22 protein-coding genes, 1 tRNA gene and 3 pseudogenes are annotated in these 25,989 nt (G+C 70.1%); 12 read left to right on the top strand and 14 right to left on the bottom strand.

Features of this window, described 5'->3' with window-relative positions; genetic code table 11:
• Position 1 precedes the first annotated feature (1 nt).
• Positions 2–757 carry a succinate dehydrogenase iron-sulfur subunit gene (locus AX769_RS18350; protein WP_066282114.1) on the top strand — a complete coding sequence of 252 codons (756 nt, stop codon included), beginning with the start codon at positions 2–4 and terminating at the stop codon, positions 755–757.
• A 93-nt stretch (positions 758–850) separates the two neighbouring features.
• Here the strand turns inward: AX769_RS18350 and AX769_RS18355 are convergent, their stop codons facing one another.
• On the bottom strand, positions 851–1,195 hold the full coding sequence (locus AX769_RS18355; protein ID WP_066282116.1) for a hypothetical protein: 345 nt from the start codon (positions 1,193–1,195) through the stop codon (positions 851–853).
• Positions 1,195–2,379, bottom strand: coding sequence for a DUF6177 family protein (locus tag AX769_RS18360; protein ID WP_066282117.1), 1,185 nt, complete (start codon positions 2,377–2,379; stop codon positions 1,195–1,197). The genes AX769_RS18355 and AX769_RS18360 overlap by 1 nt, the downstream gene beginning before the upstream one ends.
• Positions 2,380–2,540: 161 nt before the next feature.
• On the opposite strand from AX769_RS18360, the gene AX769_RS18365 reads away from it, so the two are divergent.
• On the top strand, positions 2,541–2,966 hold the full coding sequence (locus AX769_RS18365; protein WP_066282119.1) for a hypothetical protein: 426 nt from the start codon (positions 2,541–2,543) through the stop codon (positions 2,964–2,966).
• A gap of 335 nt (positions 2,967–3,301) precedes the next feature.
• Here the strand turns inward: AX769_RS18365 and AX769_RS18370 are convergent.
• From AX769_RS18370 to ptsP, 4 genes and pseudogenes are all read right to left on the bottom strand, one after another.
• Positions 3,302–4,449, bottom strand: a pseudogene (locus AX769_RS18370) (mannitol-1-phosphate 5-dehydrogenase).
• Positions 4,450–4,466: 17 nt separating this feature from the next.
• The gene (locus tag AX769_RS18375) at positions 4,467–4,904 is read right to left on the bottom strand and encodes a PTS sugar transporter subunit IIA (RefSeq protein ID WP_066282121.1); all 438 of its coding nucleotides are present in this window, start codon (positions 4,902–4,904) and stop codon (positions 4,467–4,469) included.
• Positions 4,905–4,936: 32 nt separating this feature from the next.
• Positions 4,937–6,499 (bottom strand): PTS mannitol transporter subunit IICB, encoded by a 1,563-nt coding sequence (locus tag AX769_RS18380; RefSeq protein WP_066282123.1) that lies wholly within the window; start codon positions 6,497–6,499, stop codon positions 4,937–4,939.
• 61 nt (positions 6,500–6,560) lie between these two features.
• The gene (ptsP, locus tag AX769_RS18385) at positions 6,561–8,219 is read right to left on the bottom strand and encodes a phosphoenolpyruvate--protein phosphotransferase (protein WP_082763927.1); all 1,659 of its coding nucleotides are present in this window, start codon (positions 8,217–8,219) and stop codon (positions 6,561–6,563) included.
• 192 nt (positions 8,220–8,411) lie between these two features.
• Here ptsP and AX769_RS18390 point away from each other — a divergent pair, with 192 nt between their 5' ends.
• From AX769_RS18390 to AX769_RS18435, 10 genes and pseudogenes are all read left to right on the top strand, one after another.
• Positions 8,412–9,182, top strand: a complete 771-nt coding sequence (locus AX769_RS18390; protein WP_066282126.1) for a DeoR/GlpR family DNA-binding transcription regulator — start codon at positions 8,412–8,414, stop codon at positions 9,180–9,182.
• 65 nt (positions 9,183–9,247) lie between these two features.
• On the top strand, positions 9,248–9,520 hold the full coding sequence (locus AX769_RS18395) for an HPr family phosphocarrier protein (protein ID WP_066282130.1): 273 nt from the start codon (positions 9,248–9,250) through the stop codon (positions 9,518–9,520).
• A 47-nt stretch (positions 9,521–9,567) separates the two neighbouring features.
• A complete protein-coding gene (locus AX769_RS18400) occupies positions 9,568–10,413 on the top strand; it encodes an exodeoxyribonuclease III (protein WP_066282131.1) in 846 nt (281 codons plus the stop codon).
• Positions 10,414–10,484: 71 nt separating this feature from the next.
• Positions 10,485–11,495 (top strand): tryptophan--tRNA ligase, encoded by a 1,011-nt coding sequence (gene trpS, locus AX769_RS18405; protein WP_066282133.1) that lies wholly within the window; start codon positions 10,485–10,487, stop codon positions 11,493–11,495.
• 22 nt (positions 11,496–11,517) lie between these two features.
• Positions 11,518–11,775, top strand: a complete 258-nt coding sequence (locus AX769_RS25460) for a GNAT family N-acetyltransferase (RefSeq protein ID WP_066282134.1) — start codon at positions 11,518–11,520, stop codon at positions 11,773–11,775.
• Positions 11,748–12,092 (top strand): GNAT family N-acetyltransferase, encoded by a 345-nt coding sequence (locus AX769_RS23270; protein ID WP_369824106.1) that lies wholly within the window; start codon positions 11,748–11,750, stop codon positions 12,090–12,092. The genes AX769_RS25460 and AX769_RS23270 overlap by 28 nt, the downstream gene beginning before the upstream one ends.
• 184 nt (positions 12,093–12,276) lie before the next feature.
• Complete coding sequence (gene ribD, locus AX769_RS18420; protein WP_082764115.1) at positions 12,277–13,278, top strand: bifunctional diaminohydroxyphosphoribosylaminopyrimidine deaminase/5-amino-6-(5-phosphoribosylamino)uracil reductase RibD; 1,002 nt, start codon at positions 12,277–12,279, stop codon at positions 13,276–13,278.
• A 23-nt stretch (positions 13,279–13,301) separates the two neighbouring features.
• Positions 13,302–13,913, top strand: a pseudogene (ribA, locus tag AX769_RS18425) (GTP cyclohydrolase II); the annotation flags it as partial.
• A gap of 227 nt (positions 13,914–14,140) precedes the next feature.
• Positions 14,141–15,547, top strand: coding sequence for an MFS transporter (locus AX769_RS18430; protein WP_066282139.1), 1,407 nt, complete (start codon positions 14,141–14,143; stop codon positions 15,545–15,547).
• 108 nt (positions 15,548–15,655) lie between these two features.
• Complete coding sequence (locus AX769_RS18435; protein WP_082763929.1) at positions 15,656–17,800, top strand: ABC transporter ATP-binding protein; 2,145 nt, start codon at positions 15,656–15,658, stop codon at positions 17,798–17,800.
• A gap of 259 nt (positions 17,801–18,059) precedes the next feature.
• Here the strand turns inward: AX769_RS18435 and AX769_RS18440 are convergent, their stop codons facing one another.
• The 8 genes and pseudogenes from AX769_RS18440 to AX769_RS18475 form a co-directional block, all read right to left on the bottom strand.
• Positions 18,060–18,647: an isochorismatase family protein gene (locus tag AX769_RS18440; protein ID WP_066282140.1), complete on the bottom strand. Its 588-nt coding sequence runs from the start codon at positions 18,645–18,647 to the stop codon at positions 18,060–18,062.
• Positions 18,648–18,776: 129 nt separating this feature from the next.
• Positions 18,777–20,267 (bottom strand): D-alanyl-D-alanine carboxypeptidase/D-alanyl-D-alanine-endopeptidase, encoded by a 1,491-nt coding sequence (locus AX769_RS18445; protein ID WP_082764116.1) that lies wholly within the window; start codon positions 20,265–20,267, stop codon positions 18,777–18,779.
• A 79-nt stretch (positions 20,268–20,346) separates the two neighbouring features.
• Positions 20,347–21,354, bottom strand: coding sequence for a Gfo/Idh/MocA family protein (locus AX769_RS18450; RefSeq protein WP_066282143.1), 1,008 nt, complete (start codon positions 21,352–21,354; stop codon positions 20,347–20,349).
• Entirely contained in the window at positions 21,351–22,292 is a 942-nt protein-coding gene (locus AX769_RS18455) for a ribokinase (protein ID WP_066282145.1), read from the bottom strand. The genes AX769_RS18450 and AX769_RS18455 overlap by 4 nt, the downstream gene beginning before the upstream one ends.
• 13 nt (positions 22,293–22,305) lie before the next feature.
• Complete coding sequence (locus tag AX769_RS26115) at positions 22,306–22,677, bottom strand: TOBE domain-containing protein (protein WP_369824107.1); 372 nt, start codon at positions 22,675–22,677, stop codon at positions 22,306–22,308.
• A gap of 71 nt (positions 22,678–22,748) precedes the next feature.
• Positions 22,749–24,209: pseudogene (locus AX769_RS18465) on the bottom strand (ATP-binding cassette domain-containing protein); the annotation flags it as partial.
• Between the two features lie 48 nt (positions 24,210–24,257).
• The gene (locus AX769_RS18470; RefSeq protein WP_066282152.1) at positions 24,258–25,202 is read right to left on the bottom strand and encodes an extracellular solute-binding protein; all 945 of its coding nucleotides are present in this window, start codon (positions 25,200–25,202) and stop codon (positions 24,258–24,260) included.
• Between the two features lie 684 nt (positions 25,203–25,886).
• A tRNA-Thr gene (locus AX769_RS18475) sits at positions 25,887–25,959 on the bottom strand.
• Between the last annotated feature and the right edge of the window lie 30 nt (positions 25,960–25,989).

Here is a 25,989-nt window from a genome sequence, read left to right on the forward strand (position 1 = left end):
GATGAGCAACGCAGTCCTCGAGAAGGCGCCGGAAGCCGACGCCGCCATCACCAAGTTCACCGCCACGCTGTCGATCCGCCGCTTCGACCCCGACGTCGACGACGAGCCGCGCTGGCAGGAGTTCCAGGTCGAGATGCTGCCGACCGACCGCGTCCTCGACGCTCTGCACCAGATCAAGTGGGAGCAGGACGGCTCGCTGACGTTCCGTCGATCCTGTGCCCACGGCGTCTGCGGTTCGGACGCGATGCGCATCAACGGGCGCAACCGCCTCGCCTGCAAGACACTGATGAAAGACCTCGACATCTCGAAGCCGGTCTACGTCGAGGCGATCAAGGGTCTGCCCCTCGAGAAGGACCTCGTCGTCGACATGGACCCGTTCTTCGCGTCGTACCGCGAGATCCAGCCCTTCCTGCAGTCGTCGTCCAAGCCGGATAAAGAGCGCCTCCAGTCGGACGAGCAGCGCGCGCGCTTCGACGACACCACGAAGTGCATCCTCTGCGCCGCGTGCACCTCGTCGTGCCCCGTCTTCTGGACGGACGGCCAGTACTTCGGCCCCGCTGCGATCGTCAACGCGCACCGCTTCATCTTCGACTCGCGCGACGAAGAGGCCAAGGTTCGTCTCGACATCCTCAACGACAAAGAGGGCGTGTGGCGCTGCCGCACCACCTTCAACTGCACCGAGGCGTGCCCTCGTGGCATCCAGGTCACGCAGGCGATCGCCGAGGTCAAGGCTGCCGTGCTCCGCGGCCGCCCGTAGCCTCTAGCTCTTCGTCACACCCCCGTTTTCGGACGAGGTCCCCGCGCCGCGGCGCGAGGACCATGGCCGAAGTCGGGGGTGTTGTGCGTTGGATCAGTCCTCGACGACGCAGGTCGCGTCGACGGCTAGCGCGAGGCGCAACGCAATCGAGACGCCCGCCTCCCCCGCATCCCCCCACGGCGCGAACGCATCGCTCCAGTACACGGGCAGCTCGACCGCGGGCGCGTCCGGCAGCAGCCGCGCGACCTCGCCGCCGGTGCGCAGGATGCGGGGTGCGTACACAGTGAGCAGGTCGCTCCCCGCTGCCGTCAGCACCTGCACGGCGGTGCCCCCTTCGATCTCTCGCACCTCTCCCGTCCCTGCGATGCCCTCCGCGGCCTCGGCGAGCGCGTAGAGGTCGTGCGGGGTCTGCGACAGGATCGTGATCTCGCGGGGCATCAGGCGTCTCCCCCGTCGTCGAGACCGTCACGATCGTCGCGGTAGTCCAGACGCTCACTGGCGTCGCCGCCGGTGTCAGGGTGGTCGTGCGGGTGCGGGTCTCCGTGCCGGTCGATGTCCTCGTGCAGGTCGCCCTCCCACGCGTCGAGCAGCGGCTCGTCGACGAGGGTCGTGAGGCGCTCCGAGCCGACCGAGTCGAGGGCGTCGTGGAGGGCCTCCCAGCCCGAACGATCCGCACTGCCGAGCGGAAGCAAGAACGCGGGGAGGGTCGGCCGACCGACGACGTCGACATCCTGCGACGGGGCGAACGTGTTCTCGCCGAGATCGAGCCGACGCACGGAGGGTGCGCCGATCAGCAGCACGACCGGGTTGGGCGGCGGGTAGGTCACGGGCCGGAAGCTGCGGTCGGCCTCGCCCTCGCGGGCGAGCACGAGCGCGAAAGTCGGCAGAGACGTGCGGGTGAGGTCACCCAGAGCGGCACGCAGGCGTTCGATCGCCGCATCGAGCCCCGCGCGCCCGCCGGGCACGTCGGCGGTCAGGGCGACGGTCTCTTCGAGGCCGCGGTCGGTGACGCGAGTGGTGACGGCCGCCGAGACGTGCTCACCCTCGACGATGATTCGGGTGGGGTCGGGCGCGCGGTGCCTCGCATCCTGCGTCAAGACCCAGCGGTCCCAGCTCTTCTCGAGAGGTTCGCTCAAACCCCACGCCAGTGGTCGGTAGCCGCCGATCGCAGCGCTGATCGACTCGACGGCACCGCCGAGCAGGGTGTCGTGCGTGGCGCGATGCAGCAGGGTCACGTCGACGCTCAACTGGGTCGTGACCTCCGAGGCGGCCGAGATGGAGGGGGGCAGCCCGTCGAAGTCGGCGCTCGGTTCGATGTCGGGTGCATGGCCGGCGGCCGCCTCGTCGAGGGTGTGGTGGTCGATGCCCGTGATGCCGTCGCGGTAGCCGTCGGCGGTCACCACGGCCCACACGGCGCGAGCAGCCACGAGAGCGCTGCGCAGGCCGATCGTCACCCGGGACGACTCGGGGGTGAGCAGCACGAGAGTGCGGCCGAGCGCGACGGGGCGTGCCAACAGGTCGGCCAGAGCGGGGCTCAACCGAATTACGCGTGCCCGGCTCTCGACCAGGGCGACGCGTTCTGTGATCTCGTCGATCAGGGGATGCCGTATCGGAGTGCCCACCCGGCCATTGAACTCTCGAACGGTCTGATCCGGTCGAGCGCACATCCAGTAGAACGCATCGCGATGTCGACGGCGCAGGTTGCCACGAGACTCAGTAAGCTCACAGCAAGCCCTGGGCCCGAGACCGGGGCGTCCGTTCCACGCCTGACGAGAGGCCCGCCATGGACGCCGAGATCGAACGCGACCCCACCCTGCGCCTCACCGACGTCCCATGCTGGCACGGCGTGATCGCGAGCATCGACGCGCACGTCGCGGCGGCGCTGGCCGAGTGGCAGGCCGCAGGCGCGAAGGATGCCACGGCTCGTCTCGACAGGCAGCAGGCGGACGACCTCGGCCGCCTGGTACTCACGGCCGTGGTGGCCGAAACGCTCGAGTCGCACCCCCTCGCCACGCTGCTCGCGCTGCACGCCGAAGCCGTCGCCCGGCATCTTCTCCGGCCCGTGCCCGCGGCCGACGAACTCGACCCCGGTGCGACGCTGCTCGACGCGCGGCAGACCTCGTCGCCGGCGCTGCTCGCCGTCGAGGCCGGGGTCTACGGCACCCTCGGCGACCTGGTGCGTCAGCGCCTCCGCGCCGCCGCCGCCTGACGCCGCCCGGCCGCCGCGTTGGCCGCCCGCAGGCGACGAACGCCGTGCACTCGCGGCCGGGCCCGCGCCCGCGCCCGCGCCCGCGCCCGCGCCCGCGCGAGATCGCAGTTCGGCCGGCCGCGCGCGAGCCCGCCCGGCTGAAGTGCGATCTCGCGCCAAAGCCCTCCGCGAGATGGCCCGTCCTACCGCGGCAACCGGCCACCGCCGTCGGACGGGCCATCTCGCGGCACCTCCGATTCGCGCCTGACGAGCCCCGGCCACTCGCACCCGCACGAAGCAGCGCAGGGCACCGGCGAAAGCCGCTGCCCTGCCACGAATCGCGGAGAGTGGCGGGGCTACTCCCGCGCTGCCGAGACGCGCGCGGTGAACGGCTCGACGAGCGGGTGCCCCGCGTCGAGCCCCGTGATCGTCGTCGCGACGGTGGTGTCGTCGAGGGAGGCGTCGCCGAGCATCGCCTGCAGCTCGACCGACTGCTCGTCGTCGGGCACGTCGAAGCGGAGCGCCGCGCCCATGGCGTTCAGCAGGGCGACGGGCTCGGTGCCCTGTGAGGCGATCGCGGCGGCGGGCGACACGAAGCGCTCGTCGCGCGACAGCTTGCGCAGCGGCTGGCGGCCGACACGCGTCACGGTGTCGGGCAGGTGGGGGTTCTCGAAGCGCGAGATGATGCGGGCGACGTAGTCGGCGTGATCCTGTGCGTCGAGCTCGTGCTTGGCGATGAGGTACGCGCTCGTCTCGGCGAGCACCGCTTCGACGGCCGTGCGAACGGCGGGCAGGGCGATCGCGTCCGAGATCTTGTCGGCGCCCTCGATGAAGCCGAAGTACGCGGTGGTCGCGTGACCGGTGTTGACCGTGAAGAGCTTGCGCTCGATCGAGGGCTCGAGGCCGTCGACCCAGTGCACCCCGGGGATCGTCGGCTCGGAGCCGCCGAACGGCGTACGGTCGATCGCCCACTCGTAGTAGGTCTCGACGGTCACGTCGAGGCCCTGGCCGGGCTCTTGCGCCGGCACGATGCGGTCGACGGCGGTGTTGGCGAAAACCGCTCTGGCGAGGGCCTCGTCCGAAGCGCCCCGGGTAGGGCCGCAACGATGAACTCCTCGAGGCGGTCGGTCGCGTTGATGGCGTTCTCGCAGGCCATGACCGCGACCGGCGGAAGCGAAGCGTCGCGCGCCTGGAGCCCCTGGGCGATGGCGGGGGCGATGAAGCGCAGCACGTTCGGGCCGACCGCGCACGTGACCACGGCGGCCGACGCCACGGCTGCCACGACGGCCTCCGGGTCGGCGGCGGAGTTGAGGGCGCTGAAGCGCGTGACCTCGTGATCCTGCGCCCCGGCACCGACCTCGTGCACCGTGTAGGAGGTGGCGGCCGCAAGAGAGTCGATCAGTTCGGCGTTGACGTCCGAGAAGACGACCTCGTAGCCGGCCTCGTGCAGCAGCAGCCCGACGAAGCCGCGACCGATGTTGCCGGCCCCGAAGTGGACGGCGATCTTCGACGAAGCGTCGGTCACTCGTTGACCTCTTCGAGCTGCTTATAGATGTCGTCCTGGCCGGCGGCGTCGCGGAGGGCCTGCACCTGGTCGTCGTCGGAGAAGATGATGGCGATCTTCGACAGGATCTCGAGGTGCTCGTTCTCGATGCCGGCGATGCCGACGACGAAGTGGACGGGGTTGCCGTCCCAGTCGATCGGGTCGGCGTAGCGGACGAACGAGAGGGCGGACGCCAGGATCGCGCCCTTCGCCTCGTTCGTGCCGTGCGGGATGGCGAGGAAATTGCCCATGTACGTCGACACGGTCTTCTCGCGCTCGAGCATGGCGGGCAGGTAGTCGGCCGTGACGGCCCCCGCCTCCAGAAGGATCTCGAAGGCCTCTCGCATCGCCTCCAGCTTGGTGGTGGCGGTTCCTTCGGCCTTGATGTAGCTCTTCTGGAGGACGGGGTTCGTCATCGGCGGTTCTTCCTACTCGTAGTGGTGGTTCGTTACTTCTGCGCCTGCAGCTGCTCGACGACCTGGTCGTACTGCGGGGCGTTCATGAAGTTGTCGACCGAGACGTGCTGGGCGCCCGGGTTCATGGTCTTCGCGCGGTCGGTCAGCTGCTGCTGCGTGATGATCAGATCTTCGTCACCCGAGAGGTTCGCGATGGCCTTGTTGACCACCGTAACCCCCTCGATGCCGGCCTTCTTGATCTTGTTGCGGAGGACGCTCGCACCCATCGCCGACGAGCCCATACCGGCGTCGCAGGCGAAGACGATGTTCTCGACGCGAGTCGCGGTGGTGGTCGAGCCGGGCGCCGATGCGCTGCCGACGCCGCCGAAGGTGGCTTCGTCTTCTTCCTCGGTCGCACCGTTCACCGAGGCACCGGCGAAGAGGCCCGCGGTCGCGGCGTTGGCGTCGCGGCCCTTGGACGCCTGCATCTTGGCGAAGGCGGCGCTCATGTCGCCGGCGTCCGCGTTGGCGAGGTCGCGCTTGCGAGTCGCAATCAGGAACAGCGAGGCGACGACGCCCGACACCGCAGCCGAGAGGACGACCGACAGGATGACGCCGACGTAGCTGTCCTTCGCGGTCTCGCCGAGGACCGCGATGATCGACCCCGGAGACGCTGGCGCGACGAGACCCGAGTTGAAGGCGACGTTGGTGCCGACACCGGTCGCACCGCCGAGGATCACGGCGATGAACAGGATCGGCTTCTGCAGCACGAACGGGAAGTAGATCTCGTGGATGCCGCCGATGAACTGGATGATGATCGCACCGGGGGCGGTGGAGCGAGCCGCGCCGACGCCGAAGAAGGTGAAGGCGAGCAGGATGCCGAGACCGGGGCCGGGGTTGGCCTCGAGCAGGAACAGGATCGACTTGCCCGACTGCTGCACCTGCTGAGCACCGAGCTGGTCGAGGATGCCGTGGTTGATCGCGTTGTTGAGGAAGAAGACCTTGGCCGGCTCGATGAAGATGCTCGCGAGGGGCAGGAGGTGCGCGTTGACGAGTGCCTTGACCGCGTCACCGAGGCCGTTCTCGACCAGCGAGACGAGCTTCGACAGCCAGAAGAAGCCCGCCAGGAACAACCCGAAGCCGAGGATGCCGGCCGAGTAGTTGTTGACCAGCATCTCGAATCCGGGCTTGATCTTGCCGTCCCAGAGACGGTCCATCTGCTTCACCAGGTACGCGCCCAGCGGGCCGCAGATCATGGCGCCGAGGATCATCGTCGTGTCGGAGCCGAGGATCACGCCCATCGTGAAGATCGAGCCGACGACAGCACCGCGGATGTCGTAGATCATGCGGCCGCCCTGGATGGCGATCGCCAGCGGGATCAGGTACGTGAGGATCGGTGAGACCACGCCGACCCCGGGGGTTCCGGCCTTGTCGCCGCCGAGGATGGCGACGGGGTGCCAACCGGTGGGGATGAAGATGGCGGTGATGATGCCCCACGCGATGAAGATCGCGATGTTCGGCATCACCATGCCGGCGAGGAAGGCGCCGAACTTCTGAACCTGAACCCGGCCGGAGCCGCGCTGGCGTGCCGGGGCGTCTGCAGACGTCGTTGTCATGATCGGTTCTTTCTTTCTGTCGGAAGGGAGGAGGTGTTGGTGGGGAGGGGGATCGTGGAGGTCACAGCGCTGAGACGAGCTGCGACACGGCCTCGCGAGCGCCCGCAGCCGACGGCGCCGCGAGGGCAGCCGCTGCGAGGGACTTGGCCTGGTCGAGCGTGTGGTTTTTGAGCTCGGCCCGGACGTCAGCGAGAGCGGCGGGAGTCATGGAGAGCGTGGTCGCGCCGAGGCCGACCAGCACGACGGCCAGCATCGGATCGGACGCCGCCTCGCCGCAGATGCCGACGCCCTTGTGAACGGCGGCTCCGGCCGAGCCGAGCTGGGCGACGAGGCGCAGGACGGCGGGGTGCCACGGATCCTGGTAGCTCGCGACGCTGCCGAGCATGCGGTCGGCGGCCATCGTGTACTGCGTCAGATCGTTGGTGCCGATCGAGACGAAGTCGGCGGCGCCCAGCACCTGCTCGGCCATGAGGGCGACCGACGGCACCTCGGCCATGACACCGGCGGTCTTGATGCCGAGCGAGCGGGCCAGGTCGACGAAGTACTGCGTCTCTTCGAGGTCGGCCACCATCGGCGCCATGACCCAGAGGTCGGCGTCGGTCTCGGCGTCCGCCTCAACGAGGGCTGTCAGCTGGTCGCGCAGGATCTCGGGGTGGTGACGCAGGGCACGCAGCCCGCGTCGCCCGAGGGCCGGGTTCTCTTCGCCCTGGTCCGTGAGGAAGGGCAGGGGCTTGTCGGCACCGGCGTCGAGCGCGCGCACGACGACTTTCTTGCCCGGGAACGCCTCGAGGAGAGCGACGTAGGACGCCTTCTGCGCGGCGATGTCGGGGGCGTAGGGCGAGTCGAGGAAGAGGAACTCGGTGCGGAAGAGGCCGACGCCCTCGGCGCCCAGCTCGACGGCGTTCGCGGCGTCCTTCGGCGAGCCGAGGTTGGCCAGCAGCGGCACCGCGGTGCCGTCGGCGAGGGCGCCGGCGGTGATCGGGGCGTTGACCGCGGCGAGGCGCTCGGCCTGCTTGCGCTCGGCCTCGGCGACCTGGTCGGCGCTCGGGTCGGTCACGACCACTCCGGCCGCAGCGTCGACGATCACGACGGCGCCGTCGTCGAGAGAGTCGGCCTCGACGACGCCGACGATGGCGGTGATGCCCTTGGCACGGGCCAGGATCGCCGTGTGCGACGTCGGGCCGCCATCGCGCGTCACGAGGGCCAGCACCTTCTCGAGGTCGAGCAGAGCGGTGTCGGCGGGGGCCAGGTCGTGGGCCACCAGGATGAAGGGGGTGTCGCTCTCGGGCACACCCGGGGCGTGCACACCGCGGAGCTGGGCGATGATGCGCTGCGCCACGTCGCCGAGGTCGGCGGCCCGCTCGCCCATGTAGCCGCCCATACCCGCCAAGATGTCCTGGAACGACTTGAACGCGGTGAAGACGGCGCGCTCGGGGTTGGTGCCCTCGTCGATCTGACGGTGCACGTCGTCGAGGATCGACGGGTCCTGCGCCATCAGCGCCTGGGCCTCGAGAACGGCCTGAGCGTCTCCGCCGGCTGCTGCGCCGCGCTTGCCGAGATCGGCGGCGACGGCGGCGAGTGCTTCGCCGACGGAGGCCTTGGCCGTGGCCGCGTCGCCCGTGAGCGGGGTCGCGTCCGGCTCTCCGAGCGGGTCGGCCATGCGGAGGACGGGGCCCGTGACGGTCCCTCGTCCTACTCCGACACCGTGAAGTTCTGGCATCCGAGACTCCTTCATCTCAAGTCGTCCATCGCTGTGAAGCGTGCACACTGCGCGTGCGCTGGGAAGACCATACATCTATCTGAATTGACAAACAAACAAATTCAGAGCTAAAAATGCACCAACAGACATTTGTTTATGCCTGCTTGCCTCGATCGAGGCTCCAAAATGCCCACTTCTCATTGATGAGGACCGATGTACGCTCCAGAACGCCACCTTCGTATCGTCGAAGAGGCCAGGCAACACGGGCGCGTCGACGTCAAAGACCTCGCCGAGCTGCTCGCCGTCACCCCCGAAACAATCCGCCGCGACCTCACCAGCCTCGAGCGACGCGGCCTCGTGCGCCGTGCCCACGGCGGTGCCATTCCGGTCGAGCGGATGACCTTCCACCCCGGCGTCGGCGACCGCGGCGGCATCAACACCGCCGAGAAGATGGTCATCGCCCAGGCCGCGCTCGACGAGATCCCCGAGAACGGGTCGATCATCATCGACGCCGGCACCTCGACGATCCTGCTGGCCCAGATGCTGCCGACCGACCGCGGCCTGACCGTCGTCACCCACTCGCTGCCCGTCGCGATGGCCGTCGCGAATCGGCCGGGCATCGACCTGCACCTGCTCGGGGGGTCCATCCGCCGCGACTCGCTCGCGGGCGTCGGCACCTGGACGCACCAGCTCGTCGGCATGGTCTCGGTCGACGCGGCCTTCCTCAGCGTCGGAGGCATCACACCCGAGCGCGGCCTCACCACGCACAACATCGCCGAGGCCGCAGTGAAGTCCGCTCTGATCAAGGCCGCGCGGCGCTCTGTCCTCCTGGCCGACCACACGAAGTTCGGCCGCGAGGAGTTCGGCCGCGTCGCCCCGATCGCCGCGATCGATACGATCATCACCGACCCCGCGGTCAACCTCGATCTCGTGCGCGAGGTCGAGGGGGCCGGCACGGAGGTCTTCTGGCCCGGACGCGTCTGAGCCCACCTCTCGATCCCTTCCACCACCGCACCGTCCCACCGCACCACCAATCAAGGAGCCGCACCATGCCTGAAGTCACCCGCACCGTCACCGTCGCCTCGTCGTCGGGCCTCCACGCCCGCCCCGCCTCGCTGTTCGTGCAGACCGTGACCGCCTCCGGCCAGGCCGTGACCATCGCCAAGGGCGACAAGACCGTCAACGCGTCGAGCATCCTCGGCCTCCTCGGCCTCGGCGTCAACACCGGCGACGAGGTCACCCTCACGGTTTCAGGCGAGGACGCCGAGACGACCGCCGACTCGCTCGTCGACTTCCTCTCGACCGACCACGACGCCGCGTAGCCCCGCGGCGCGCACCGACGTCAGGGGTGGTCGGTAGGCTCTCAGCCATGGGTTCTCGTCTCCGCCTGGCCACCATCAACACCAACGGCATCCGCGCCGCCTTCCGCAAGGGCATGGGGCCGTGGCTCGAGGGCCGAGACGTCGACATCCTGGCGATCCAAGAGGTCCGCGCGTCGACGGACGACATCCAGGGCCTGCTCGGGCCCGAGTGGAACGTGGTGCACGACGAGGCGACGGCCAAGGGTCGAGCCGGCGTCGCTCTTGCGAGCCGCAAGAAGGCCGAGATCCACCGCATCGATCTCGGCCCCAAGTCGTTCGACAGCGCCGGGCGCTGGCTCGAAGCCGACTACGACGTCAACGGCACCATCGTGACCGTCGTCAGCACCTACGTGCACTCGGGCGAGGCCGACAACCCCAAGCAGGACGAGAAGTGGAAGTTCCTCGACGCCATGTCGAAGCGCCTCCCCCAGCTCGAGAAGCACAACGAGCTCGCCGTCGTCGTCGGCGACCTCAACGTCGGGCACACCCCGCTCGACATCAAGAACTGGAAGGGCAACGTCAAGCGCGCCGGTTTTCTCCCGCGCGAGCGCGCCTACTTCGACCGCTTCTTCGGCCCCGCGGGCAAGAAGGTCGAGGGAGTCGACGGCTCGAGCGGCAAGGGCCTCGGGTGGGTCGACGTGGGTCGCCAGGCCGCAGGCGACGTCGAGGGGCCGTACACCTGGTGGTCGTGGCGCGGCGCCGCTTTCGACAACGACACCGGCTGGCGCATCGACTACCAGATGGCCACCCCGGCTCTGGCAGCGAAGGTGAAGCACTATGCGGTCGACCGGGCCGAGTCGTACGACAAGCGATGGTCCGACCACACTCCCGTGGTCGTCGACTACGACATCTAGTGCTCGTCGAACGACATGTCCGCATGTCTGCACTCCCGACTTCTCCTCGCTCCTAGCTCCAAGGACTCGCAATGACCCTCCCCCGCCTCTTCTCGGGCATCCAGCCGTCCGCCGACTCCCTCCACGCCGGCAACTACATCGGCGCGATCCAGCAGTGGAAGCAGCTGCAGGCCGACCACGAAGCCCTGTTCTGCGTCGTCGACATGCACGCGATCACTTCGCCCCAGGATCCCGCACACCTGCGCGAGCAGACCCGCCGCACAGCCGCGCAGTACATCGCGTCGGGCATCGACCCATCGCAGTCGATCCTGTTCATCCAGTCGCAGGTGCCGGCCCACGCCGAGCTCGCCTGGGTGCTCAACACCATCACCGGTTTCGGCGAGGCCAGCCGGATGACCCAGTTCAAAGACAAGTCGGCCAAGCAGGGCGCCGAGTCGGCCTCGGTCGGGCTCTTCACCTACCCCATGCTCATGGCCGCCGACATCCTGCTCTACGACACCAGCGTCGTGCCCGTCGGCGACGACCAGCGACAGCACATCGAGCTGACCCGCGACCTCGCCAACCGGTTCAACTCGCGGTTCGGCGAGACGTTCCGCATCCCCGAGGCGATGATCCAGAAAGAGACCGCCCGCATCTACGACCTCCAGAACCCGGAGTCGAAGATGAGCAAGTCGGCCGCGACCGACGCGGGAATCGTGTGGATGCTCGACGAGCCTTCGAAGACGGCGAAGAAGATCAAGAGCGCCGTCACCGACACCGAGCGCGAGATCCGTTTCGACCGCGGTGAGAAGGCGGGCGTCTCGAACCTCCTCACGATCCTGTCGGCTTTCTCGGGCTCGACGATCCCGGCTCTCGAAGAGCAGTACGCGGGCCGCGGCTACGGCGACCTCAAGAAGGATGTGGCCGAGGCCGTGGTCGAGGTCTTCACGCCGGTGCGCGAGCGCACGCTCGAGCTGCTCGCCGACCCGGCCGAGCTCGACCGGGTGCTCTCGTCCAACGCCGACCGCGCCGACGCGATCGCCCAGCAGACCCTCGACACGGTCTACGACCGCATCGGCTTCGTGCGCAGGGCGCGAGTCTGACCGGGCGAGCCCGGATCCTGCCATGAAGCCCTTCGCGCTCGAGTCCGACCGCCTGCGTCTCGAGGCGCCCCGCACAGCCGACATCGGCGCGATCTACGACGCGTGCCAAGACGCCGAAGTGCAGAAGTACACGACCGTGCCCGTGCCGTACACCTTCCAGGACGCCCAGTTCTTCGTCTCGCAGGTCGTCGAGCGGGTTGGACGACGGGCCGCGAGTACACCTGGGGGCTCCGCCTGCCCGGAGCCGGCCTGCTGGTCGGCGTCATCAGCATCCGCCTGATGCACCACGACATCGGCTTCTGGGCCGCGCCCGATGTCCGCGGGCTCGGCCTCACGACCGAGGCGGTGCGTCTCGTGGCCGACTGGGCGTTCGACGAGGGTCTCGACGACGTGCTGTGGGAGGGGTATGTCGGCAACCTCGGCTCGGCCGGAGTCGCCCGTCGCGCCGGATTCACCTACACCGGCACCGGGCCGGGGCTGCAGCCCGACCGCGACCGAGGGCATCCTGCCTGCTGGAAGGGTCGTCTCGGCCGCGACGACGATCGCGAGCCCAAACCGAACTGGCCGACCGAGGGGTCGTCACGTCACGCCATGTAAGAAGTTCATTTCGCCAGTCGCGCGGAATACTGCCCTGGTGCCCGCGTTGGTTATGGTCGAAGAAGCGACGATGCTTCTCGAGATTCTCGTCAGACGCCGACGAACCCGAAACTCCCTTCTCACCCCGATTGAGGCCTCCGTGAGCACGACCGCAGCCCCCGCTTCCGCGCAGCTGCAGCACGCCATGCGCCGGGCACTCACCCTCGCTGCCAACGGCCCCGCCCGCGGCCCGCACGCGCGGGTCGGCTGCGTGCTGCTCGACGCCCACGGCGAGGTCGTGGCCGAGGGCTGGCACCGCGGCGCCGGCACCGCCCACGCCGAGGTCGACGCCCTGTCGCACCTCGCCCCGGGCGAGGCCGCCGGGCTCACCGCCGTCGTCACCCTCGAGCCGTGCAACCACTGGGGCCGGACGGGCCCGTGCAGCGAAGCCCTCGTCGAAGCCGGGATCGGGCGCGTGGTCTTCTCGGTCGAAGACCCGGGCGAGCACTCCGGGGGCGGCAAAGAGCGCCTGCGCGACGCCGGCATCCCCGTCGAGGAGGGCCTGCTGGCCGACGAGGTCGAGGAGTTCATGCGCCGCTGGCTCGTCGCCGCTCGGTTGCAGCGCCCGTTCGTCACGGTCAAGTGGGCGTCGACGCTCGACGGCCGTGCCGCGGCCGACGACGGCACCAGCCAGTGGATCACGGGTGCCGCCGCGCGCCAGCACGTGCACGAGCAGCGAGCCGCGCACGACGCCATCCTCGTGGGCACGGGCACTCTCCTTGCCGACGACCCGTCTCTGACGGCGCGGGGCGACGGCGGAGAGCTGCTCGCCGACCAGCCGGTGCCTGTGGTCGTGGGCGAACGCGCAGTGCCCGAAGGGTCTCGCATCCTGCAGCACCCGCACCCGCTGATCGAAGAGCGAACGCGCGACCTCAGCGCCGTGCTCGCCGATCTGTTCGCCCGAGAGATCCGGAGTGTGTTCGTGGAGGGCGGGCCTACCATCGCCTCCGAGTTCATCCGCCGCGGTCTCGTCGACGACTATTTGATCTACCTCGCCCCGACCCTGGTGGGCGGATCACGACTCGCCCTCGGCGACATCGGGGTCGAGACACTCGACGAAGCACGCCGCCTGCGCGTGACCGCCGTCACCCCCCTCGGTGACGATCTCGCGATCGTCGCCCGCAATCAGAGCGGGAGCTCCTCATGACCGACACCCCAGCCGTGCGCCCGCAAGTCACCTTCGAGGTGGAGACCACCGTCCCCACCACCCACGGCACCTTCCGTATGCGCGCCTACCGCGACCTCGACACCGGGGCCGACCACATCGCGATCGTCGCGGGCGACCCCGTCGACGGCACCCTCGTCCGCGTCCACTCGGAGTGCCTCACCGGCGAGGCCTTCGGGTCGCTCAAGTGCGAGTGCGGGCCGCAGCTCGACGCCGCGCTCGATACGATCCACAACCACGGTGGCGTCGTCATCTACCTGCGCGGCCACGAGGGCCGCGGCATCGGCCTGATCAACAAGCTGCGTGCCTACAAGCTGCAGGAGGAGGGGCTCGACACCCTCGACGCGAACCTCGCCCTGGGTCTGCCGGCCGACAGCCGAGAGTACGGCGCGGCCGCCGACATCCTGCGGGATCTCGGCATCGCGTCGATCCGGCTGCTCAGCAACAACCCCGACAAGCAGGATCAGCTCACCGCGCACGACATCGAGGTGACCGAGATGGTGCCCCTCGTGGTCGGCGTCGGCGCGTTCAACGAGTCGTACCTCGACACCAAGCGCGACCGCATGGGCCACCGGCTGCCCGGCCACCTCGACACCGGGTACGACCCTGTCGCGTAGTGCGTTCTCAAGGCTCGTTCACGACAGCTGTCGGGCGAGCCGAAATGTTGCTGTAACATAGTCGACAGGTCGTCACAAACGATCGCCCACTTCCCGGTGGCGATGATGCGCGGGAGTCCTCCGCATCACCGTGCGCCGTCTCCCGTTCGCGTCTCCCCCAGCATCTGCTCCACCCGCCCGGCTTCTGTCGGCAGGCGTCGAGCGCCTTTGTCCGGAGACCCCCTCTCATGTCAGCCAGCACCGTGACGGCCCCGCCGTCGACCAACCCGGCCCCCGTCAACTCGAGAGCTCGCGTGATCGTCGCGAGCCTCATCGGCACCTCGATCGAGTTCTACGACTTCTACGCGTACGCGACGGCCGCCGTCCTCGTCTTCCCGACGCTCTTCTTCGCGAACTCCGACCCGACCGTCGCTCTCCTCGCCTCGTTCGCGGTGTTCGGTGTCGCCTTCGTCGCCCGCCCCATCGGCTCGATCGTCTTCGGCCACTTCGGCGACCGCATCGGCCGCAAGAACACGCTGATCGCGTCGCTCCTCACCATGGGCATCGCGACCGTGCTGATCGGCGTCCTGCCGGGGGCGACGACGTCAGGATGGCACACGCTCGCGCCGACCCTGCTGGTCATCCTCCGCTTCGCCCAGGGCTTCGGCCTCGGCGGCGAGTGGTCGGGCGCGGCACTGCTCGCGACCGAGAACGCCCCCGCCAAGAAGCGTGCGATCTACGGCACCTTCCCGCAGCTGGGCGCCCCGATCGGGTTCATGATCGCCAACGGTCTCTTCCTGATCCTCAACGTGACCATGTCGACGGCGTCGTTCGCCGCGTGGGGCTGGCGCATCCCCTTCCTCGGCAGCGCCGTGCTCGTGATCATCGGGCTCTACGCCCGCTTCAAGCTGGTCGAGACGCCCGCGTTCACCAAGGTCGTCGAGACCGGCAACGTGTCGAAGCTGCCGCTCGGGCGCGTCTTCCGCACCTCGTGGCGCCAGCTGATCCTCGGTACGTTCATCATGCTGGCGACCTACACGCTGTTCTACCTGATGACCACGTTCACGCTGACCTACGGCACGACCGCCTCGTCGGCGAAGTCCGCTGCAGCCGCCGCGAAGGCCGCAGGGAAGCCGTTCGCCGCCTCCGCCTTCGTGCCGGGCCTCGGCTACACGCGCGAGAACTTCCTGCTGATGCTGATCGTGGGCGTGGCGTTCTTCGGCATCTTCACACTCGTGTCGGGGCCGCTGGCCGAGCGTTTCGGGCGCCGGCGACTGCTGATCGCGGTGACCGCCGGGATCCTGGTCTTCGGATTCCTGTTCGCGCCGCTCTTCAGCGCCGGGTTCGCCGGTGCGCAGGGGCTGCTGATCATCGGCTTCATCCTGATGGGGCTGACCTTCGGGCCGATGGGCGCCGTGCTGCCCGAGCTCTTCCCGGCGAACGTCCGCTACACCGGCTCGGCCATCAGCTACAACTTCTCGAGCATCCTCGGCGCCGCGGTCGCTCCGTTCATCGCGGTCGCCCTGTGGCAGGCCGCCCACGGCAGCACCTGGCAGGTCGGGCTCTACCTCTCGGCCATGGCCGTGATCACTCTGGTGGCGCTGATCCTGAGCCGCGAGACCCGCGACGTCGACTACTCGAGCAACCTGAACTAGCGGGTTCGCCCGCACCTCACCCACGCCCTCGGCGCCTGTTCTCCACAGGCGTTCGAGGGCGTCGTCGAGCGCGCGTAAAATCGCTGTCACGCGACTCGAAAGGCGTCCATGAGCTCCGACACCACAACCCGGCCGGCCCCCTCCGATCCCGGTTCTTCTGGCGGCCCCGGCGCGTCTGCCGACGGGCTTGGTGGCGCAGGCGGGAAAGGCGGCGCCGGGCGCTCGGGGCGTACTTGTCGGGGTCGCGCGGGTCGCGCCAAGCGGCAGCGCCCTCCCCGCCTCGACAAGAACGGCCGCCCCATCCCCGAAGGGCCGCGCGCGAAGTTCACCCAGCTGCTGCCGTACCTCTTCGAGCACAAGAAGATGCTCGTCGTCATCATCGCCCTCAGCATCCTCGGCGCCGCCGCGTCGCTCGCCCAGCCGCTGCTCGTCAGCCAGGTGATCGGCCTCGTGCAGAAGAACAAGCCGCTCGGCATGATCGTCGTCGCCCTGGTCGCCCTGGTGATCATCTCGGGCCTCCTCAGCGGCTTCCAGCACTACCTGCTGCAGCGCACGGGCGAGGCCGTGGTGCTCTCGAGCCGACGCCGCCTGGTCTCGCGGATGCTGCACCTGCCCATCCACGAGTTCGACTCGCGCCGCACCGGCGACCTCGTGTCGCGCGTCGGCTCGGACACCACGCTGCTGCGAGCCGTCCTCACCCAGGGCCTCGTCGACGCGATCGGCGGCTCGCTCACCTTCGTCGGCGCCATCGTCGGCATGGCGATCATCGACCCGGTGCTGCTCGGCCTGACCGTGCTCGTCGTCGCCATCTCGGTCGTCGTCGTCGTCAGCCTGTCGCGCAGGATCCGGGTCGCCAGCCAGCGCGCGCAGCGCAAGGTCGGCGACCTCACCGCGGCCGTCGAGCGTGCCATCTCGTCCATCCGCACGGTGCGCGCATCGGGTGCCACCGAGCGCGAGATCCGGGCGATCGACGTCGACTCCGAAGGCGCCTACGACCGCGGCCTCGAGGTCGCCAGCGCCTCGGCCGTCGTCGTGCCGATCGCCAGCGTCGCGATGCAGGTGTCGTTCCTCGTCGTGCTCGGCGTCGGCGGCTTCCGCGTCGCCAGCGGCGCCGACACCATCGCGCAGCTCGTCTCGTTCATCCTCTTCTTGTTCCTCATGATCATGCCGCTCGGCAGCGCGTTCGGCGCCGTGACCAGTGTCAACTCCGCGCTCGGCGCCCTCGGGCGCATCGAGGAGATCATCGGGCTGCCGGGCGAGACCGCTGCGGATGCCGAGATCGCCGGGCGGCTCGCCAGTGCCACCACGACCGCCAGTGCCACCACGACCGCCGGTGCGGCCTCGTCTGCCGGTGCCCCCTCGCAGGGCGGTGCCCCCTCGCCGGGCGAGTCGTCGTCGCCGGCCCGAGCGTCGGATCCTGCGCTCGCATCGGCTGCCGAAGACGATGTCGCCGACGCGATGATCCGCTTCGACGACGTGGCGTTCGCCTACCCGGCGGCACCCCCCGTCGACAGCTGGAATCTGTCGCCGCTCGACGCCGAGGCGCTGAAGGCCCGCGAAGACACTGCCGACCTCACCGTGCTGCGGGGCGTCAGCTTCACCGCGCGGCGCGGGCAGCGCACCGCCCTCGTCGGCCCCTCGGGGGCCGGCAAGTCGACGATCCTGGCGCTCATCGAGCGTTTCTACGACGCCGACTCCGGCGTCGTCAGCATCGGCGGCACCGACATCCGCGCCCTGGACCGCGCCGAGCTGCGGGCGCAGATCGGCTACGTCGAGCAGGACGCCCCCGTGCTGGCCGGCACGATTCGCGACAACCTCGTGCTCTCGAGCCCCGACTCCACCGACGACGACTGCCGTCACGTACTCGAGGCGGTCAACCTCACTGCCGTGGTCGAGCGCGGCGCCCACGGCCTCGACACCCAGGTCGGCGAAGACGGCGTGCTGCTCTCGGGCGGTGAGAAGCAGCGGCTCGCGATCGCGCGCACCCTGCTGGCCGCCCCGCCGATCCTGCTGCTCGACGAGTCGACGTCGTCGCTCGACGGTATCAACGAGCAGCGCCTCCGCGAGGCCATCGACGCCGTGGCCGAGAACCGCACCCTCATCGTGATCGCGCACCGCCTCTCGACCGTGGTCGACTCCGACCAGATCGTGGTGCTCGAAGGCGGCCAGGTGGTCGGTGTCGGCACGCACTCCGAGCTGGTCGTGTCGACGCCGCTGTACAAGGATCTGGCGAAGCACCAGCTGCTCGTGTAGCTGCCGCAGTGCGCGGGTCGAGTCGGTCGCCCGGCGGCCCGTCCAGCCACGGCCGTGCCGCTTCGCCGAACCACGTTTCGGGCACCGCGCCCCGGTTGGACGTGGCGCGACGACGCAAACGTGGCGCGAAGGCGGCTGCCGGGCCGAACCGCCATCCGCTGGGCAAGTCCGGTCGATTTCGGCCAGAACGGAACGTCTAAACCGCCCGTTTTGCACGAGAGCGACCGGAGTCGGGGCCGACGACGGGCGACGGCCCGGCTCAGGCGGGGTCGCTCGGCTCGACGCGAACGCCGGCGGCACGCAGCTCGTCGAGTGCCGTCGCGCTGGCCTCGGGCGAGACGCCGGCGACCAGATCGGAGAGCACCCGTACCCGGAGGCCGCCGTGCACGGCGTCGAGAGCGGTGGCCCGCACGCAGTGGTCGGTCGCGATGCCGACGACGTCGACCTCGTCGATGCCGGCCGTTCTCAAAGCATCCGCCGGAGTCCGCCCGTCGTCGGTCAGGCCCTCGAACAGTGAGTAGGCGGGCTCGCCGTGGCCTTTCTTGACGTTGACGTCGATCGCATCGACCGCGAGTGCGGGGTGGTACGCGGCCCCCGGCGTGCCCTCGACGCAATGCACGGGCCACGACGTGACGTAGTCAGGATCCGACATGGTCGCGAAGTGCCCGCCGTTGTCGCCTGTCTGGGCGTGCCAGTCGCGCGACGCCATCACAAGCGCGTACGTGCCAGCCGATGCCTGCAGAAGCGACGTGACACCCGAGGCGATGGCGGCCCCGCCGTCGACGCCGAGCGCGCCGCCCTCGGTGAAGTCGTTCTGCACGTCGACGATCAGCAGGCCACGGGTCATGGCTCGATTCTGCCAGCCGCACCCCGAGGCCGCCTGGAGCCCCGAGCCTCACCTTTTCGGCCCGGCCGCTCGGGCAGGACGGTCAGAACGTGCCGAAATGGTAAGGCCGGGGCGGACGCAGAGCCGGCCTCAGTTGTTCGAGAGGTTCGCCCCGCACGAGTAGACGGCGGTGGTCAGAGTGTCGAGCGCGGGCATGGCCGCAGCGGACACGTTGCCGATCGCGTAGAAGGCGAACGTGAGCTTCGTGCCGTCTTTGGCATAGATGACGCCCCCGAGCGTGTACGCGCTGGCGATCCAACCGGTCTTGGCGTGCACGGCGCCGCGGGCGATGGCGTTCGCCCCGGTGAAGCGGGTGGCGAGGGTGCCGGTCTGGCCCGAGATCGGCAGTGCCTCGTAGAGGATGCCGAGGTTGGCGTTGCGGTTCAGCACCTGGATCATCAGCGCGGCTTCGAAGCTCGACGGCACGCCGTCGTTGAGGCTCTCGCCCGAGCCGTCGATGATCGTGAGCTTCGACGTGTCGAGGCCGTACGTCTTGGACAGGACGCTCTTGTAGACGGCGGTGAGCGACTTGGCCGAGCCGTCGGACCCTGATTTGAGTGACGACACGCGTGCCATCATCTCGGCGAGCGTGTTGTCGCTGACGGGAATCATCTGGGCGATGAGGGTCTTGATCGGCTGCGACTGCACGGTGGCGAGAACGGTCTTGTCGGTGTTCGTGACGCGAGTGATCTTCGCCGTCGATGCGCCCTGCACCCCGGCGGCTGCGAGAGCGGCCTGGAAGGCCGAACCCGCTCGGCCGACGGGGTCGGTGCTGCGCGGGCTGTCCTGGGCTGCCGGGTTGGCGCGGTCGCCGTCGACCATGAGCGGCACGATCAGCGGCTGGTACCCCTCGGTGCGCTCGGTGGCCGGCCAGCTGGGGTCGTAGGAGTCGGCGTTGTTCCACATCGACGAGTCGAGGTTGATGGTCGTGATCTTGTTCGACCCGAGCTTGGCTTTGACCGCCGCTGCGAGCGTGGCGAGCTTCGGGGCGCCCTGATAGACGCTCTCGGCGCCGACCGGCGTCGCGCTGAGCGTCGGGTCACCGCCGCCGACGAGGCTGATCGTGCCGCCGGTGGTCGGCCCCGCGACGGTCGTGGTGAAGCGGTAGTCGGGGCCGAGCACCGAGAGCGCGACGGCCGACGTCAGGGTCTTCATCACACTGCCCGTGCGGGCGGGGGTGCCGCCGTTGCGGTCGAACAGGGTCTGGCCCGTCGTGGCGTTGACGACAGTGCCCTCGAACGAGCCGAGGGCGGGCTGCGCGGCGGCCGCCGCGACCGAGCAGGTGCGGAGGGCGGTGGCCCCCGGAATGGCCGAGGGCACGGGGCGCGCCGCGGCCGTCGGGGTGGGCTTCGGGGTCGGCGACGAAGCGGTCGACGGCGCCGAAGAGACCGGAGCACCGGGCGCGACAGGCGCCGTTGACGAACCGGGCGCAGTGGCCGCCCCCGCCGCGAGCGCGCCGCCGCCGAAGAGCACGACCGCGAGAGCCCCGCCCGTGATCAGCGAAGCGCGCTGGTGGCCGCGGATCCACGCACCGGCGCGGCCGAGAGCACCGGTGGCCGGGGTCTCGTCGTCAGAAGTCATCGCGATCATCTTACGAAACTCGAGCCCCGAGTCCATCCCACCCGTTCGGGCCTGTGGACGACCGGGGGCGGCTCGAATGTCAGACCACCCGCGAATCGGCCTCGTACACGACACCGGCCTGGCGCCGCATCTCGTCCATCGTCTCCATGATCGCGATCGTGTCGCCGGGCGTCAGCGGCGCGTCGTCCGTCCAGCCCTCGTCGACGAGGCGCGCCATCTCGAAGGCCTGGTGCTGCATGCCCCGCAGGCCCTTCTCGTCGGCGTCGTAGCGCTCGACGACGGTGCCCGACGAGTCGTACACGGTGAAGCCGCCGGGCACGAAGAACGGCGAGTCGATCTCGATGCGCCCCGTGGTGCCGTCGATCCTGCCGGTGTTGGAGGCCGCGAGGTCGAGGGCGCTGAAGAGCAGCGACTGGGCGTCGCCGTGCTGCATCACCGACCCGATCGAGGCGTCGACGCCCTGCGATGAGAGCCGGGCCTGGGCGACGATCGCGGTCGGTGCGCCGAGCACGTCGTGCGCGAACGCCACCGGATACACGCCGAGGTCGAGCAGCGCGCCTCCGCCGAGAGCGGGATCGTTGATGCGGTGCCGCGGGTCGGTGGGCAGCGCCTGGGCGTGCGTGCCCGTGAAGAGGCGCAGCTCGCCGATGACCCCGGAGCGCAGGATGCCGCGGAGCCGCACGTTCTGCGGCACGAACCGCGTCCACATCGCGTCGAGCGCCACGACCGAGGCGGCCTCTGCCGCGGCGAACACTTCGCGGGCCTCGGCGGCGTTCACCGTGAACGGCTTCTCGACGAGCACGTGTTTGCCGGCGGCGATGGCGAGCAGCGCCTGCTCGCGGTGGAAGACGTGCGGGGTCGCGACGTAGACGGCGTCGACGTCTGGGTCGGCCACGAGCGCCTCGTAGCTGTCGTGGGCATGCGGGATGCCGAACCGGTCGGCGAACTCCTGCGAGCGCACCTGGTCGCGCGCGCCGACGGCCATGACGTCGAGCGCAGCTCCCTGGGCTCGCGCACCCACGAGGTCGCGCGTGAACGTCTCGGCGATGCCGCCGGCCCCGAGGATGCCCCAGCGCAGGCGCCTCACGAGGCGGCCCCGGCCGCGAGGCCCCGATCGGATGCGCGGGCGTACGACTTCTGGGCCCCGACGCCCGTGATCGCGAAACTGCCGGCGCGGGCCCCGAGGCGGACGGCGTCGGCCAGGGCGGCAGAGCCTGCGAGCGCGTAGGCCAAGGCGCCGACGAAGGCATCGCCGGCGCCGGTGGTGTCGACGACCGTGGCGACCTTCTCGGCCGGGACGTGGCCTCCTGCCGGGCCGTCGTCGCCGCGAGCACCCCAGACGGCGCCCTCGCCGCCGAGAGTCACGACGACCGAGGGCGCGATCGCCAAAAGGCGGTCACGCACTGCGAGCACGGCGGAGGCGTCGGGCACCGGCACCCCCAGCAGCTGGCCGGCTTCGGTCTCGTTGAGCACCAGCGGGTCGGCCGCGGCGAGCGCGGCCGCGTCGACCTCGAGGAAGGGGGCGAGGTTGAGGATGACGCGAGCTCCGACCCCGGTCGCCGCGCGCACGGTCGTCTCGACGACGTCGCGGGGCAGCTCGCCCTGCACGACGACGATCGAGCCCTGGCCGGCGAGCCGCGTCACGGCGCTCGACGCCCGCTCGGCCGTGACCGTGGCGTTGGCGCCCGACACGACGGTGATGCTGTTCTCGCCGGCCGCCTCGACCCAGATGAGGGCGAGGCCGGTGGGCTGCTGGTCGATGATGCGGACGTCGTCGATCGAGACGCCGTCGGTCGAGAGATTGCGCAGGATGGTCGCGCCGTCGTCGTCGCGGCCCACGGCCCCGACGAAGTGCACGTCGCCGCCGAGGCGGGCTGCCGCAACCGCCTGGTTGGCGCCTTTGCCGCCCGGCTGCTTGGTGAGGCCGGTGGCGATCGTGGTCTCCCCCGGGCCGGGCGCCTTGGGCACCCGCAGCAGGTAATCCTGGTTGGCCGACCCGACCACGACGATGCGCTTGCTGTTCACGACGACCAGCCTTTCACGCGACGGGCTCGCGCGGTGACGCCCAGACCGACAAGTCGTCGGCGTCGATGTCGACGCGCACACGGTCTCCGATGCCGGCGGTGACCGAATCGGTGGTGCGGGACCGCAGTTCGAGAGGGTCGGGCCCGTCGCCGACCGCCAGCGTGAGAGTGCTCGAGGCCCCCAGGTCGGCCACGTCGACGACTCGGGCGGGGAGGGACCCGACGGCCCCCACACGCACTTTCTCGGGCCGGACACTCCACAGCACCGGCACGCCCCTCGCGACACCGTGCACGGGCGTCTCCAGCGTCACGCCGGCGCTCGAAACGGACGAGGCCGCCTCGGCGACGCCCCGCACGAGGTTCTCGATGCCGAGCAGCCTCGCCACCTCGGGCGAGCGGGGTCGGCGGTAGACCTCGGCGCGCGGCCCGGCCTGCAGCAGGCGACCGTCGGCGATCACCACGATCTCGTCGGCCAAGAGCGCCGCCTCTTCCGGATCGTGCGTGACGAGCACCGTCGACAGGCCCGTCTCGCGCTGCAGCCGCCGCAGCTCCTGCCGCAGCTCTTCGCGCACGGGGGCGTCGAGGGCCGAGAACGGCTCGTCGAGCAGCACCACGCGCGGCTGGCGGCTGAGAGCCGACGCGAGAGCGACGCGCTGTCGCTGGCCGCCCGAGAGCTGCTCCGGCATCCTGCCCTCGAGGCCCTGGAGCCGCAGGATGCGAAGCCACCAGGATGCGACGGACGCATCGGCCCCCACCCCGAACGTCAGCTGCTCGCGCACGGTGCGGCCCGGCAGCAGCGCTCCCCCTGCGGCACGTAGCCCACGTGACGACTCTCGGTGGGGACGGACGCGACGTCTTCGCCTCCGAACCGCACGGATCCTGCCGCCTCGCCCAGGAGGCCGGCGATGGCGCGCAGGGTCATCGACTTGCCCGAGCCCGACGGGCCCAGGATCGCGATCCGGTGGCTGGCGCTCTCGTGCTGGAGGCGGAGGTGGAAGCGGCCGGCCCGGGTGTCGAGGGCGAACGACACGGGGGTGGGCGGCGTGTCGCAGGGCGGCCGGGCGGCGGCTGACCCGGGAGCCGTGGCTGGGCCGGCTGCAGCTGCCCCGGCTGCAGCTGCCCCGGCTGAGCCCGCAGACCCGTCGCGTGCCCGTTTGGCCCGCAACGCGGCGCGCAGGCGCGCCACGGCGAACGGCACGCCGAGCACGGCCACGATCGCGATGCCGAGCGCGAGGGCCGTCGGAGCCTGCGTGCCCGGAATACCGGTCGCCTGGAACTGCACGTTCGTGAAGACCGGCAGCGTGTACGGGTGGTAGGCGAGCAGCACGGTCGCGCCGTACTCTCCCAGGGCCCGCAGCCAGGTCAGCAGGATGCCGGCGCCGATCCCACCCGATGCCGCCGGCAGCGCCACCCGGAGGAAGCGCGCCAGCGGGCGATGTCCCATCGTCGCGGCGAGGTCGTCGAGGGCGGGGTCGAGGGCGCTGAACGCGGAGCGCGCCGCGATCACGAGGAAGGGCGACGCGACGAACGTCTGGGCGATGACCACGCCGACGAAGGTGCTCGTCAGCTCGCCGCCGAAGAGCGACCCGAGCGCCGTGTACGGCCCGACGATGTAGATCAGCACGATGCCGCTCATCACGGGTGGCAGGGCCAAGGGCAGCTGGACGAGGACGCCGACGGCCCGCGACAGCCGCCCCGGCGAGCGCGCCAGAACATACGCGAGCGGCACGCCGAGCACCGTGATGATCGCCGTCGAGACGCTCGCCGTGCCGACCGACGTCCAGAACGCCGACGCCAGGCCGAGGGCGCCGAAGCCCCGGTCGTCGGAGACCGCGAAGCGAACCGCGAACGCCACGAGCGGCACCAGCAGGTAGAGCGCGAGCAGAGAGCCCAGGTAGGTCAGCGGGCTGCGTCTCATCGCGGTCAGCCTACTGGCGCGCACGGCGGCGCAGGCGGCGTCACCCGCCTACTTGCTGACGAGACTCGACAGGCTCTTCGGCACGCCTGTGCCCGTCACCGTCGCCGGCGACGTGATGTCGTAGCCGAACTTCTTCATCGCCGCCTGACCCTTCGAGCCGAGCAGGTACTGGATGAACGCCTGCGCGCCCTTCGAGTTCGGCGCATGGTTGACCTCGGTGATCGTGTAGATCGCCTTGAGATTCTGGCCGGTCAGCGGGATGGTCTGGAGCTTCGCCGCCTTCGCCTCGCTCGCATAGAAGAACGCGGCGTCGAGCTGGCCGGCCTGCAGGCGGGCCACCAGCGACTCCTCGGGCTGCACGTTGTTGTACGACTTGGCGATCGTCGCCAGGGCCGGTTTGTTCTCGCTCTTCGCGGCATTGTTCAGCGCTTCGACGCTCAGCTTGCCCTTCGGGTCGGTGAGCGCGTCGGTCGAGCCGAGCTTGAAGCCGGGCTCGCCCACGACGTCGTACCACGGCTTCGAGGTCAGGTCGGCAGCGAACTTCGACTTCGGGTTGATGCCGATCACGAGCTTCGACGAGGCGAACGTCGCGTACCACGACACCCAGTCGCCGTTCGTCGAGCCCTCGAGCATCTGGTTGACCGCGGGGGCCGCGCTGATGAAGACGTCGGCCTTCATGGTCTTTCCGCTGATCTCGGTGGCCAGCGCGTTGGATCCTGCGCCCATCCCTGCGAACGTGAAGCCGGTGGCCTTGTCGTAGGCGGGGCCGACGGTGTTCTCCATCAGGCCGAGCAGCGACCCGGCGTAGAGCACGGAGACGTTGCCGGTGCCGGTGATCTGCGAGGCGCCGGCCTTCGTGGCGCTGGCGCTCGGGGTCGACGTGCTGTTCGACGACGAGCAGCCGGTGGCAACGAGGGCGATGCCGAGGGCGGCGGCGGAGAGGGTCAGGATGCGACGGGGTCGGCGCGCGACGGGGCGATTGTGGAACGACATGGGAGGCTGCTTTCGGCGAGAGCGCTAGGGCTGGGCGCGGGCGGTGATGGGCGGGTTCGGCAGGCGGGTGCGGGGCGCGTGCTGTCGCGCCGCCCTCCACCCTAGCCAGATCTGCGGCACCGAGGGTCACCTGCCGCCGCACCTGCGGCCACCCGTAACATTTGCGCTCTGTCCTGCGCTTCGTCGCAGGGTTGCGGGAGGAAGGCGCGCCGGGGTGACCGCCGGGTGCCGGCCGGGCGTCTGGGAGGATCGCCCGCCAACATTTCCTCCCCAGGCGATTCACGCCCGGGAGGAAGCCCCCGCCCGGGAGGAACCCCCATTGCCGTGGGAGGAAACCCGGGGCGCCCGGCGCCCACGGGAGGATTTTCCCCTCGCAGCCGCCACCCCCGGAGGATCCGCCGTCGAATTCCCCTCCCGAATGCATCCTCCCGCGGCGTAACACTCGCCGCCCGCACCTCCACGGGAGGAATCCCCTCGAGCACCGCCCCTGTGTCTCCCGGGCCCGTGCGGCGACGAAGTCGCCCGCGGCACAAGCACAACGCGGGAACGTGACGCGAAGCGAAGCGGAACCCTGCGCGCGCTGATCGCGAGCCGAAGGCGCCCGCGGCGACGAAGTCGCCCGCGGCACAAGCACAACGCGGGAACGCGGCGCGAAGCGAAGCGGAACCCTGCGCGCTGATCGTGAGCCGCCTGTCAGAATCGAACTGACGACCTTCTCATTACGAGTGAGACGCTCTACCGACTGAGCTAAGGCGGCGTGTTCGCGAGGCAGGGCCCGCGAGGCACA

This window comes from Frondihabitans sp. PAMC 28766, from assembly GCF_001577365.1.
Lineage (GTDB): Bacteria > Actinomycetota > Actinomycetes > Actinomycetales > Microbacteriaceae > Frondihabitans.

Coding starts and splice junctions, on each gene's coding strand:
- AX769_RS18350 (WP_066282114.1), top strand. CDS start 2: ATGAGCAACGCAGTCCTCGAGAAGGCGCCGGAAGCCGACGCCGCCATC.
- AX769_RS18355 (WP_066282116.1), bottom strand. CDS start 1,195: ATGCCCCGCGAGATCACGATCCTGTCGCAGACCCCGCACGACCTCTAC.
- AX769_RS18365 (WP_066282119.1), top strand. CDS start 2,541: ATGGACGCCGAGATCGAACGCGACCCCACCCTGCGCCTCACCGACGTC.
- AX769_RS18375 (WP_066282121.1), bottom strand. CDS start 4,904: ATGACGAACCCCGTCCTCCAGAAGAGCTACATCAAGGCCGAAGGAACC.
- AX769_RS18380 (WP_066282123.1), bottom strand. CDS start 6,499: ATGACAACGACGTCTGCAGACGCCCCGGCACGCCAGCGCGGCTCCGGC.
- ptsP (WP_082763927.1), bottom strand. CDS start 8,219: ATGCCAGAACTTCACGGTGTCGGAGTAGGACGAGGGACCGTCACGGGC.
- AX769_RS18390 (WP_066282126.1), top strand. CDS start 8,412: ATGTACGCTCCAGAACGCCACCTTCGTATCGTCGAAGAGGCCAGGCAA.
- AX769_RS18395 (WP_066282130.1), top strand. CDS start 9,248: ATGCCTGAAGTCACCCGCACCGTCACCGTCGCCTCGTCGTCGGGCCTC.
- AX769_RS18400 (WP_066282131.1), top strand. CDS start 9,568: ATGGGTTCTCGTCTCCGCCTGGCCACCATCAACACCAACGGCATCCGC.
- trpS (WP_066282133.1), top strand. CDS start 10,485: ATGACCCTCCCCCGCCTCTTCTCGGGCATCCAGCCGTCCGCCGACTCC.
- AX769_RS25460 (WP_066282134.1), top strand. CDS start 11,518: ATGAAGCCCTTCGCGCTCGAGTCCGACCGCCTGCGTCTCGAGGCGCCC.
- ribD (WP_082764115.1), top strand. CDS start 12,277: ATGCGCCGGGCACTCACCCTCGCTGCCAACGGCCCCGCCCGCGGCCCG.
- AX769_RS18430 (WP_066282139.1), top strand. CDS start 14,141: ATGTCAGCCAGCACCGTGACGGCCCCGCCGTCGACCAACCCGGCCCCC.
- AX769_RS18435 (WP_082763929.1), top strand. CDS start 15,656: ATGAGCTCCGACACCACAACCCGGCCGGCCCCCTCCGATCCCGGTTCT.
- AX769_RS18440 (WP_066282140.1), bottom strand. CDS start 18,647: ATGACCCGTGGCCTGCTGATCGTCGACGTGCAGAACGACTTCACCGAG.
- AX769_RS18445 (WP_082764116.1), bottom strand. CDS start 20,267: ATGACTTCTGACGACGAGACCCCGGCCACCGGTGCTCTCGGCCGCGCC.
- AX769_RS18470 (WP_066282152.1), bottom strand. CDS start 25,202: ATGTCGTTCCACAATCGCCCCGTCGCGCGCCGACCCCGTCGCATCCTG.